At 65.9% G+C, this 11,058-nt stretch carries 11 protein-coding genes and 1 pseudogene; 5 read left to right on the top strand and 7 right to left on the bottom strand.

The genetic code is table 11. The features are described 5' to 3' along the window. The first annotated feature begins 8 nt into the window (after positions 1 to 8). From GEV05_06235 to GEV05_06250, 4 genes are all read left to right on the top strand, one after another. Positions 9 to 362: a LysR family transcriptional regulator gene (locus GEV05_06235; GenBank protein ID MPZ42988.1), complete on the top strand. Its 354-nt coding sequence runs from the start codon at positions 9 to 11 to the stop codon at positions 360 to 362. 126 nt (positions 363 to 488) lie between these two features. Next, complete coding sequence (modA, locus tag GEV05_06240; protein ID MPZ42989.1) at positions 489 to 1,250, top strand: molybdate ABC transporter substrate-binding protein; 762 nt, start codon at positions 489 to 491, stop codon at positions 1,248 to 1,250. Continuing rightward, positions 1,250 to 1,933: a molybdate ABC transporter permease subunit gene (gene modB / locus GEV05_06245; protein MPZ42990.1), complete on the top strand. Its 684-nt coding sequence runs from the start codon at positions 1,250 to 1,252 to the stop codon at positions 1,931 to 1,933. Before modA ends, modB begins: the two co-directional genes overlap by 1 nt. Further along, positions 1,933 to 2,661 (top strand): ATP-binding cassette domain-containing protein, encoded by a 729-nt coding sequence (locus GEV05_06250; GenBank protein MPZ42991.1) that lies wholly within the window; start codon positions 1,933 to 1,935, stop codon positions 2,659 to 2,661. Before modB ends, GEV05_06250 begins: the two co-directional genes overlap by 1 nt. 70 nt (positions 2,662 to 2,731) lie before the next feature. Here the strand turns inward: GEV05_06250 and msrA are convergent, their stop codons facing one another. Continuing rightward, positions 2,732 to 3,493, bottom strand: a complete 762-nt coding sequence (gene msrA, locus GEV05_06255) for a peptide-methionine (S)-S-oxide reductase MsrA (GenBank protein MPZ42992.1) — start codon at positions 3,491 to 3,493, stop codon at positions 2,732 to 2,734. A gap of 395 nt (positions 3,494 to 3,888) precedes the next feature. On the opposite strand from msrA, the gene GEV05_06260 reads away from it, so the two are divergent. After that, positions 3,889 to 4,440: a DUF1579 domain-containing protein gene (locus tag GEV05_06260; protein ID MPZ42993.1), complete on the top strand. Its 552-nt coding sequence runs from the start codon at positions 3,889 to 3,891 to the stop codon at positions 4,438 to 4,440. A gap of 1,468 nt (positions 4,441 to 5,908) precedes the next feature. Here GEV05_06260 and GEV05_06265 read toward each other — a convergent pair. From GEV05_06265 to GEV05_06290, 6 genes and pseudogenes are all read right to left on the bottom strand, one after another. Beyond that, positions 5,909 to 6,887: pseudogene (locus GEV05_06265) on the bottom strand (alpha/beta fold hydrolase). Between the two features lie 189 nt (positions 6,888 to 7,076). Beyond that, positions 7,077 to 8,195, bottom strand: a complete 1,119-nt coding sequence (locus GEV05_06270; GenBank protein ID MPZ42994.1) for a hypothetical protein — start codon at positions 8,193 to 8,195, stop codon at positions 7,077 to 7,079. Between the two features lie 109 nt (positions 8,196 to 8,304). Then, positions 8,305 to 8,535, bottom strand: a complete 231-nt coding sequence (locus tag GEV05_06275) for a hypothetical protein (GenBank protein ID MPZ42995.1) — start codon at positions 8,533 to 8,535, stop codon at positions 8,305 to 8,307. Between the two features lie 30 nt (positions 8,536 to 8,565). Continuing rightward, entirely contained in the window at positions 8,566 to 8,853 is a 288-nt protein-coding gene (locus GEV05_06280; protein ID MPZ42996.1) for a hypothetical protein, read from the bottom strand. 76 nt (positions 8,854 to 8,929) lie between these two features. Then, on the bottom strand, positions 8,930 to 9,856 hold the full coding sequence (locus GEV05_06285) for a hypothetical protein (protein ID MPZ42997.1): 927 nt from the start codon (positions 9,854 to 9,856) through the stop codon (positions 8,930 to 8,932). Positions 9,857 to 9,999: 143 nt separating this feature from the next. Further along, positions 10,000 to 10,941, bottom strand: coding sequence for an aldo/keto reductase (locus GEV05_06290; GenBank protein ID MPZ42998.1), 942 nt, complete (start codon positions 10,939 to 10,941; stop codon positions 10,000 to 10,002). Positions 10,942 to 11,058 lie beyond the last annotated feature (117 nt).

An 11,058-nucleotide genomic window follows, 5' to 3' on the forward strand; every position in this document is an offset into this window, starting at 1 on the left:
GCTCGTCCATGCCGGCAGCGCCCGCTCTCAAGTTCCGCATCCGCATCAGCAAGGGCGACGACATCGCGGTCGGCCCGGGCAAGATCGCGCTGCTCGAAGCGATCATCGACACGGGTTCGATCACGGCGGCGGCCAAGAAGCTGAGGATGTCCTACCGGCGCGCCTGGCTGCTGGTCGACGCAATGAACCACTCGTTCCGCTCCGCCGTGGTCGAGACCACGAAGGGCGGGCCTGCGGGCGGCAGCACCGTGGTCACCCCTATGGGCGAGGAAGTCATCCGCCGCTACCGCACGATCGAGACCATCGCCGGTTCCTCGGCCCGCTCCGAGATCGCCGCGCTGCTGAAGCTGCTGCGCCCGTAGCCGGCGGTGGCGCCGATTTGCAATGTTGATTTGCAATTGCCTCCCCGGAATATCTGGCTATATACTTCGGTCCGGTCGATATGTTCCAGTGTCGATATATTCCAATATATACGTCAAGGGCATGCCATGATCCGGACCCTGCTGCTGGTGCTGTTCTCGTTCCTGCCCCTTTCCTGCGCGCACGCCGGCGAGCTGATCGTCTCCGCCGCGGCCAGCCTGACCAATGCCTTTCGCGACGCGGGCAAGCTGTTCGAGAAGAACAATCCGGGCGAGAAGGTGGTGCTCAACTTCGCTTCGTCCAATGTGCTGCTGTCGCAGATCGCCAAGGGCGCGCCGGCGGATGTGTTCGCCACCGCCGATGCGGAAACCATGGACCGCGCCGAGAAGCAAGGCTTGCTCGCGCCCGGCACGCGCCGCACCCTGCTCAACAACAAGCTGGTCCTCATCGTCCCGGCGGGCGCCAAGGCGAAGCCGTCGGGCTTGCCGGGCCTGGAGGATGAAGTCATTCACCGCATCGCGATCGGCAACCCGGCGAGCGTGCCGGCGGGGCGCTATGCACGTGACGCATTGCAGAAGGCGGGGCTCTGGTCGAAGCTGGAGCCCAAGTACGTTCTTGCGCAGAACGTGCGCCAGGCGCTGGACTACGTCGCACGCGCCGAAGCCGACGCAGGGATCGTCTATTCGACCGATGCCGCCATCATGGCGGGAAAGGTGGTGGTTGCCGCGGAAATTCCCCTGGACCGCCCGATCGTGTATCCGGTGGCAATCGTCAAGGGCACCAGGAACCGCGCGAGCGCGGAATCGTTCCTGAGGTCGCTCGGATCGCCGCAGACGCAGGCGATCTTCACGCGCCATGGCTTCAGCCAACCGCAGGCGCCGGGCTCGTGATGAGCAGCGGGGTCTGGGTTCCGCTTCTGCTCACCTTGAAAATCGCAGGCTGGGCGACCCTGCTCGCCCTGGTGGCTGGCGTGAGCGCGGGTTTCGCACTCGCCCGGGTCCGGTTTCCGGGCCGTGAGACGCTCGATGCGATACTGACGCTGCCCATGGTCCTGCCGCCCACCGTGCTCGGTTATTACCTGCTGGTGCTGGTGGGACGCAAGGGCGTCATCGGTGAATGGCTGTACGAAACCTTCGGCTTCACGCTCATCTTCACCTGGCAGGGTGCCGTGATCGCCGCGGCGATCGTCGCGTTTCCGCTCGTGTTCAAGGCTGCCCGGGCAGCGTTCGAGCACGTGGACGGCAATCTTGAAAAAGCGGCGCGCTCGCTCGGGTACCGCGAGGCGAAAGTTTTCCTACGCGTGACGCTGCCGCTGGCATGGCACGGTGTCCTCGCCGGCACCATGCTGGCGTTCGCCCGCGCCATGGGCGAATTCGGCGCCACCTTGATGGTCGCGGGCAGCCTCCCCGGAAAGACACAGACGCTCTCGATCACCATCTACGAATCGGTCGCCGCCGGCGAGGACGACACGGCGAACTTTCTCGTGGTGGTCAGCTCGCTCATCTGCGTGCTCGTGCTCGTTGCCTCCAGCAAGGTGCTGCGCACGAGCTACATGCGGTTGCGCGCTGCCTGATGGACCTCGGCGTCGACATCCGGCGGGTGCTGCGCTCGCCGGAGCGCGTGTTCGAGCTTCGCGTGCAGTTCTCGGTGACCGAAAACCTGGCCGTGCTGTACGGGCCGTCGGGCTCCGGTAAATCCGTGACCCTGCAGGCAATCGCGGGCCTGCTGCGTCCCGATTCGGGCTCGATCCGGTTCGGCGACACGGTGCTGTTCGACGCGGCGGCCGGAATCGACGTGCCGGCGCGCCGGCGCGGCATCGGCTACGTGTTCCAGGACTACGCGCTGTTTCCTCACTGCACGGTCTATCAGAACGTCGCCGCGGCGCTGGCGCCGCTGATCGGCCATCGCCTGCGGCCCGAGCACCGCGACCGGGTGGACGCGTTGCTGGCGGCATTCGAGCTGACTCCGGTGGCCGGCAGCTATCCCAGCCAGATCTCCGGGGGGCAGCGCCAGCGAACCGCGCTCGCTCGCGCGCTCGCTGCGGGACCCAGGCTGCTCCTGCTCGACGAGCCGTTCAATTCGCTCGATACGGGCTTGCGGGCGCGGATGCGCCAGGAAGTGCTGCAGGTGTGGGAACGCTTCCAGGTGCCTATCCTGCTGATCACGCACGACGACGCCGACGTCGCCGTCTTCGGCAGCCAGGTGATACGGATCGAGGACGGCAGGATTGTCGGACAGCGGACCACGCGAGATGGCGATGCACGCGCCCGAAACTTGGCGACGGCGCAGGGGCAAAGCTAGGCGGTGTTCACCGATTCGACGCCACGTCTGCAACTCCGAGCGCCGGTGTAGCGACGCTAGGCGGAAGTCCTTACCTGCGGGCCTGCAGGACCAGGACGGGTGTCGGCCGATAGAAATCGGGAAAGAACTTCCTCAGATCGGCGACCTTGGGCAGATCGTTGATGACGATATAGGCATGGCGCGGGTTGCGGGCCATGAAATCCTGATGGTATTCCTCGGCCGGAAAGAACTCGCGCCCGGTCTCTATGCGGGTCACGATCGCGCCGTCGAACGCGCGCGCCCGATCGAGCTGCGCAATGTAAGCCTTCGCGATTCGCGCTTGTTCCTCGTTGACGGGAAAGATCGCCGAGCGGTAATGCGTGCCCACGTCCGGTCCCTGCCGGTTCAGTTGCGTCGGATCGTGCGCCACCGAGAAGTAGATCTGCAGGATGCGGGCGTAGCTGATCTGGCGCGGATCGAAGGTGATTCGCACCGCCTCGGCATGGCGCGTGGACCCGTGGGCCACGGCCTCGTACATGGCGTTCTTCTTGTCGCCGCCGGCATAGCCGGCGACGGCACTGGTCACGCCCTTGACGTGCTGGAAGACACCCTGGACGCCCCAGAAGCAGCCGCCGGCGAGCACCGCGACCTCGGATTCGGCGGACCCGGACGCCGCAGTGCCGCCGGGCGCGAACGGCGGCAGCGCGCGCGCCTCACTGCTGGCTGCGGCGGGCAGCGCCAGCCAGCCACCGAGCACGGCGGCGAGCGTGGTGGCGAGTGTGACGGCAAGAAAAATCCGGCGTGTATTCTGCCAGCGCGGCAGGGTGGACGGGATCGTTTCGGCCGAGCTCATGACAAGTGCTCCTCGTTGAAATGGCGGCGAAACGGCCCGCGCGGGCACCGTGGATCGGGCGAACCGATCCGGCGCGGTCGCGACCCGAATCGCCGCACATTGGTCGTTGCCGACGCTGCGAAGCTTACGCCCTCGTGCCCGGATCCGCACGAAAACGAGACTCCCTGCCGTGCTCACATGGAGCCGCCACGCCTCGGATCGAGGCGCCCGTCGCACTCCCCGCACCATGGCATGCCGACATTATTGATCGTTCCGTATTGGACGACAGTCCAATACGGACGCGACGCTCCCCTCTCCCTCCGGGAGAGGGGTTGGGGGTGAGGGACGAGCGTGACATGAAAATAGGGAACGCTCGATAGAATGACAGCGCCCGCGCCACGCGAGGAGAGACAGCGATGGATTCGAGGACGACCTTGCTTGGCGGTCTGACCGCGCTCTGCCTGCTCGGCCAGGCCGCGGTCGCAGCGGATTCAAACAAGACGGGGGCGGCGCAGGTGCTTGCCGTGCCGGATTCCGCGCTCGCGGTGATCGGCAAGTGGCGCGGAACCTGGGAGGTCAAGGCGCGGCGGCTGCATCCGCCCCCGGCGCAGGACGTGACCTACACCGAAACTTTCGACTGGGTCCTCGACGGGCGGTTTCTGCGCGCCGAGAGCTCGCGCAAGTCCGACGGCACCCGGACCATGACGATGTTCTGGTTCGACGTTTTCACCAAGTCGTACCGCTACGTTATTTTCGATGCGGCCGGCTACGGGCTCGAGCTGCCGCCGCCGACGTGGAACGAGAGCACGCAAACGATGGAGTGGAAGAGCGGACGGCTCTCGCCCGCTTCCTACGAAGCCCACGCGCACTTCCTCGACTCGGATACGATCCAATGGAAGTCGCTGTGGAAGGACTGGAAGGGCGCGCCCCTCATCGAGCTCGAAGGTGTGAGCGTCCGGCGCAAGTGAGAGCGCGCCATGCCGTCGTCGCTTGTCCTCGCGCATACCGGAATTGGCGTCATCGGGGCGCTGGCGGCGATCGCGCTGGTTGCATCGATCCTGACCCTGATCGCATCGGCGCTCCTGCTGTGGGGTTATCGGCGCGCCGTTGCGCGCCTCATGGCCGCCTCCGCGGACGCGGCCATACGTTCGGCCGAGCAAGCCGGCGTTGCCTCGCCGCTCGAGCGGAACGCTTTGGCGATCGCCACCGACGGCCGCGCGCGCATCGAGACATCGCCCGAGCGACTGTACCGGAGAACGGTGGACGGGCCACGCCGGCAGGCGCTGCGCTATGCCATCGCGGGCGCTCTCTATGCCCTGGCGGTCGCATGCGCCGCCTACTTCGCGTTCGCTCAAATCCAGGTGAACTTCCTGCGGGCGGCGGCTCACCCGCTGCAGTTCCTCTTCCTGTTCTGGAGCCTGGCGTGGCCGGTTGTATTGACGATCGATCTGGCTGGCGCTTTCAGCCGGCCAATCCGGTGGCTCAATGTCTGCATCTACTTTATTGTCCTGGCGACGCTCGGAGGCCGGTTGGCATTCACCCCGACGGAGACCTCGATCGTCCTGGGCGATGTCGTCCTGCCTGCCTGGTCCGGCGAATCGCCGCTTCGCCTGCTCGGCAAATGGGCGCTTTTCAACCTTACGCCGACCCTCCTCCACGCCGCCTTCCGACTGCGCCGGGTGCGTGCGGTCGCGCCGCTGGTGCTGGCTTTCATGGCGTTGGTATCGGCCGGCGTGCTCGGCGTCATCACCACGGCATTCGTATACCAGGAGACATCGGTAGCGATCGTCGTCGCGATCGCACAGTCGCTCGGCATCGGCGTGCACGCGGCGTTGCTCGGCTACCTGGCCCTAGCGGCGCTCCTCGCCTGCGCCGCGTTTGCGGCACTCGGCTGGGGTGCCCTCGCCTGGCTGCAGCGCAGCTACCGGCGCAAGTCATCGAGCGATCAGTCGGCTGCCGTGGATGCGTTGTGGCTTACGTTCGCCACGTTCCATGCGGCCACGCTGGCCGTGGCGGGCTCGGGATGGGCGTTGTTCCCGGTGGCCGCGTTCGTCGTCTTCAAGGCTGCGTTCCGCGCGGCGAGCGGCCTTGTGCCGGCGAGCGGCGCGCCGCTGGGTCACGATCCGGCCCTGCTCGTCCTTCGAGTCTTCTCGCTCGGCCCGCGCAGCGAAGTGTTGTTCGACGCAGCCACCAGGCGCTGGCGCCACGTCGGCGCCGTGAGTCTCATCGCCGGCACCGACCTGGCGGCCTCGACCGTCGCGCCGCACCGGTTCCTTGCCTTCGTGAGCCGGCGGCTGGCATCGCTTTTCATCGCCGATGACGCCGCGGCGCAGGAGGCGGTGGCCGCGATCGATCGCGAGCGCGATGCGGACGGCAGGTACCGCGTCAACGAGCTCTTCTGCCATGCGGACACCTGGCAGGCGGTGCTGCGGCGACTCATCGTTCGAACCGATGCCGTGCTGATGGATTTGAGAAGCTTCTCGCCCGGCAATGCCGGCTGCGTGTTCGAAATCGAAGCGCTGCTCGCCGCCGTGCCGGCCGAGCGCCTGGTCTTCGTCGTGGATCGAACGACCGACAGGCGCTTTCTCGACCGAACCTGGCAGGAAGCGTGCTGCCGGCTGCCCGCGGATTCTCCCAACCACCGCGCGGCGCCGCCTGCGCTGATGACATACGAATTGCCCGCCATGACGGACCAAAGCCTCCGCGGGCTGCTGCAGCGGCTTTGCGCCGCCGCCTGCGCTGGCACCGGGGCGCCCGTCTCTTCACCGAATGCCGTCCTTCCCGGTGCGAGGGCGACATCAACGGCGCCCGGCGAATGAACCGGCAGGACGCTTCGCCGGACTGGAAAAGGCAGAACATCGGCGCAACGCCGACCCGAATGCGGCCTATCGATCCCCGAAAAAGCGCCTTGCCTTCGATCAGCTTCTCCGGAATGTCGTACGGAAGCGCCATGAAGAACCAGTGCGCCGAATTGAGCGCCCATTTGTAGGTGGCGTTGGCGAGCACGTGGTGCGTGGGGAGGGATGTCGAAGCTTGCAAACTTGAGGATTCGGTCGGGCTGATCGAGCGCCATCCGGAATGCGGTGCGTGCGCCGCGGTCGTGGCCAGCGACCATGAACCGCTCGAAGCCGAGGTGGGCCATGACGTCGAACTGATCCTCGCCCATGCGACGAAACGAATAGTTGCGGCTGTCCTCCTTGCCGCGCGGCTTGCCGCTGTCGCCGTAACCCCGCAGATCGGTGGCGACCACGGTGAAGTCGCGCGCGAGCCGCGGCGCGACCTGGTGCCAGTGTACGTGCGTGAGCGGGTTGCCGTGCAGCAGCAGCACAGCCGGGCCCTTTCCGCCGACCCGGCCGACGATCTTCACTTCCGGGTCCGAAGTCTGGATCTCGAATCTCTCGAAGCCTTCGTACATGGTGCCAATACCTTTCCGTGTGTGCACTACGTGAAGAATCGCGGGCTGCCCTTCGCCGCTTGGCCGGAGGTCCCCAGCCTGCCGTGAATCGGCGAACATGGATCGTACCCAATTCAGCTCCGATTGCCACAGCTCCGCACGGCGCTCGTTGTCGGCGTTCTACGACCGGGCGGTCGAAACCCGGCGCCGCTACACCTGGCTCCGAAACGCCTCCACCGAACGCGCCTCGCGTCCATCGGCGAGCTTCAGCGCCTTCGTGACCGACCGCGTTTCGCCGAAGGTAGGGATATACATCGAGTGCTTGCCGGCGCCGCCGAGCACGATCACCATGACGTCGTCGGCGCTCTGGCAAGGCGGCACGGGCGTCTCCGGCGGCGCGTCGTCGTAGCGCCCGGGAAAATTCACCAGCAGCCGCCGCTCGTAGTTGCGGCGCGAGAACCGCCCGAGCGGCACGGTCGCGTGCTCGAAGATGTAGCGCTTCACGTCCGCTTTCGAATAACCGCCGGCCGCTATAGTGCGCGCATGCTCGGGGCCGAGCGCGACCAGCGGCTCGCTGCGGTAGTAGACGTTGTTGTGGCCCGTGATCGCAAGCGTGCCGGACACCATTTGCAGAATGCCTTCGCCGGTGTCGGATTCGTGATCGTTGATGTTGTGCGGCGCCTCGGCGCCGATCACCGTCACGGTGCTCGTCTCGTGCCCGAAGCCGCGTTCGACGTGCAGCGGCTCCCAGGGATTGGCCGCTTCGTTCTCGGCCACGACGAAACTGTACTTGCCCGGTTGCCCCATGGTCGCCATGTCGCCGACAGTCGGGATCGCGCCGCCGATGTTGAGCAGGATGAGCCGGATCGCACGCCCGATGGTCGCATTGGCCGGCCAGCCGGGACCGAACGCATTGTGGCCGCCGTTGATGTCGAGCTCGCGCACCACCGGACCGTTCACGATCACCAGCGGCGCCACCGGGTGCGTGGTGGTCTGCAAACCATAGAGATTGAGCGTCTTCTCGCACATCGCCTCGACCGCCAGCAGCAGCAGCGGAAAGTACTGCGGCCGGCATCCGGCCATGACGGCATTGGCCGCGATGCGCAACGGCGTCGCCTCGCCGTTTCGCGGCGGCATCTGCGCGATCGGCCCGTCCCACGGCCGGTCGCAGTACGCCAGCATGCGCTCGACCCGCGCGGCCGTCGGCGGCACGATGGGAAGCCCGTCGCCCCAGCCGCGGCCTTGCGCCAGCTCCGTGGCGGCCTCGAAATCGTCGATGCCCTCCATCGCCACGCCGGGTGTTGCGAGGTAGCGCTCGATCGCGCTCATGCGGTCGCCTCCGAACGGTCAACGAGTTGCGATGGCCAAGCTGTCGGCGCCTTGGCGGCAGTTCGCTTTGCGGTCGATCCCCGCAAGCGGGGCCCCTCGCCCGGGAAGCTCATACCGCCTGCTCCTTCTGCGCCGCTGCGATCAGCTCGAGCACCTTGGGCAGCGCCTGCTGCGCGCGGGCGCGCACTTCGTCGATCTCGATGCCGCCCAGCGGATGCTGGATCATGAGCAGCGGCAGGTCGGGTGCACCGAACACTTTCGCCTGTGCGTGCCCGAGGCGCTCGAACGGCGTCGAGCACACCACGCCCGTGTACAGACCGCGCTTTCGCAGCTCCGCCATGTCGTGGACACTCCACGACGTGCAGGCCCCTCAATCGGCCATCGCGGCGATGACGACGTCGGTCTCCCTTTCCAGTTGCTGCAGCACCTCGGACGCGGCGCCGATCGCGGCGCTCGACTTGCGCGTGCGCACGATGGTCGCATCGGGGTACTTCTCCTTCACCCCGTCGACGATCATCGCCAGCAGCCGATCGGCGTTGCTCTTGTTGTTGTCGAGGATGCCGAAGCGCAGGCCACCGGCCGCGGCCTTGCGCACGCCGGCCTGCGCCGTTTGCGGCGCGGGCGCTTCGGGAATGATCCACATCACGGAATCGGTCATCGATGCTCCTTGCATGCTTCGCTGTCGCGGCGTCGAATGCGCCGCCGAAAAACGTTTGCCTTCGGCTTGCCTGCGATCAGCCGTAGAATTCCTCCAGCGCTTCCTCGTCCTCGATGAGATGACCCATGAGGACCGGCTCGTTGAGCGCGACGATCTTCTTGCTCGTCTCGATATTCACGAAATCGTACATGATCACGTTCGGCATGATGCGCTGGCGGTCGGCGAGCGTCGTGGGCTTGACCTTGAGGTGGTGCTTGCCGAACTTGTCCTGGCCCATGGCCAGCAGGTCTTTCAGGTAGTCCATGTTGTGATGCGCGCCGCCGGTCACGCGCTGCTTCTGCCTTTCCTTGTCCGGATTCCTCGCCTTGAACGCGAGGCCGCGGATGTTGGTCTTGAGACGTCCCTTCTTGAAGATGTGCCCGGGATTGAAGGTTTGCGTCCAGTACAGGACGAACAGGTGATCGAGCGGCGAGTGAGCGGCATGCTCGTCGATCTTGCCCACCTGGCCGTCGACCACCTCGCGCAGCGCCGCGGAATTGGAATACTTGCCGCAGGCGACGATTCCGTACTGGGTCTTGCCGCCGCTGTAGCGGCAGAACGGGTGCAAACCATCCTGGGGACGCAGGCTTCGGAACGACTCCGGCTCGAACACACACAGGGCCTTGCCGCGGAACTCGCTGATCGGACAGGCGGCGAAATTCCTGAACGTCGAAGACGTATAAAGCCGCTTCTTGAGCGACGACGGCAACAACGATTTGACGATGTCGTCACTTTCGCCCTTGGGCTTGGTGAAGCGAAGAATGACGAACTCGCTCGGGTTGCGCGAGCCGGCAATGCACTGCTCGTAGACGTTCACGTCCTGACATACCGCGGACGACTTGGACACCATTCCCTTCGAGGTCGCTTCGTCCGTGAAGATGCCGGCGTCATGGCTGCCCGGCAGCGTGATCTGACCCAGGAGTCGCTTGCCGTCGATGCTGCTCATCCAGTTGTACATTTGCATGGCTTGCCGTTCTCTCCCTGCGAATGGTTTTCCGTGCGGGTGAAAGCGTCTCGCGCTACCGGCGTCGCAGCAGCGGTGGCTTCGACGGCAATGGTACCGCATCATCGCGGCCCGGACCGAAGGCACTATTGCATGCGACGACCTTAGCCGAGCGAGTCCCAGAGCTCGATCATGCGCTTGCGCATCGATGCATCGGGCATCGGGCCACGGCCGGCCTGCAGGTTGTCGAGCATGTACTCGGGCTTGTCGGTGCCCGGTATGACGGCAGTGATGGACGGATGCGACAGGTTGAACTTGAGGAAGAACTGGGCCCAGGACTTCACACCGAGCTCGGCGGCGAACGCCGGCAACGGCCGCTTCGCGCTCTTGCGGAAAAGCGAATTGCGCCCGAACGGCAGCGCCGTGAGCACGGCCGCGCCGACATCACGTGCAAGCGGCAGCAGCACGCTTTCCGCCTCCCGATCGCCAAGGGAGTAGTTCACCTGGAAAAAGTCCGGCTTTTCGCGCACAAGCACCTTTGCGATCGCGTCGTACTGGCGGTCGCGGCTCGTGGTCATCCCGACGTAGCGGCACAGCCCCTGCTGCTTCCATTCGCGCAGGATGCCGAAGTCGAATTCCGGATCGCCCACGTTCCAGGCCTGCATGAGATCGATGCGATCGGTCTTGAGACGCTGGAGCGAGCGTTTGAGCGATGCGTTCGCCGCTGCGTGATCGTCGGTGTAGCGATACTTGGTCGCGATGAAAAGTCGGTCGCGAACGCCGGGCTCCGCGATCAGGTCGCCCAGCCGATCCTCGGCGCGCCCATAGGCTGGCGCGGTGTCGATCAGCTTGCCGCCGCCCGCAACCAGGTTGTGGATCACCTGGCGGCGTTGCGCGAGCTTCTCCGCGTCGTTCTCGAAATCGAATATGACCGCGGTGCCGATACCGACGATCGGGATGCGCTCGCCGCTATGCGGAATCGGCCGCGTGATGAGGGCCTCTTCCGCCGCCGACGCCGGGACGGGCAAGCCACTGAGCGCCGCAAGCGCCGAACCAGTCCCGGCGGCGAGCAGACGCCGGCGCCGAACATCGACCGAATGATCCATGGAAGGCTCCTATCGAACCATTGCAGAATGGATGACATCCACACACGCGCTGCACGCTCCCCTCTCCCTCCGGGAGAGGGGTTGGGGGGTGAGCCCGGGAATTCGCGGACCATGGTC

The organism is Betaproteobacteria bacterium (genome assembly GCA_009377585.1).
Classification (GTDB): domain Bacteria; phylum Pseudomonadota; class Gammaproteobacteria; order Burkholderiales; family WYBJ01; genus WYBJ01.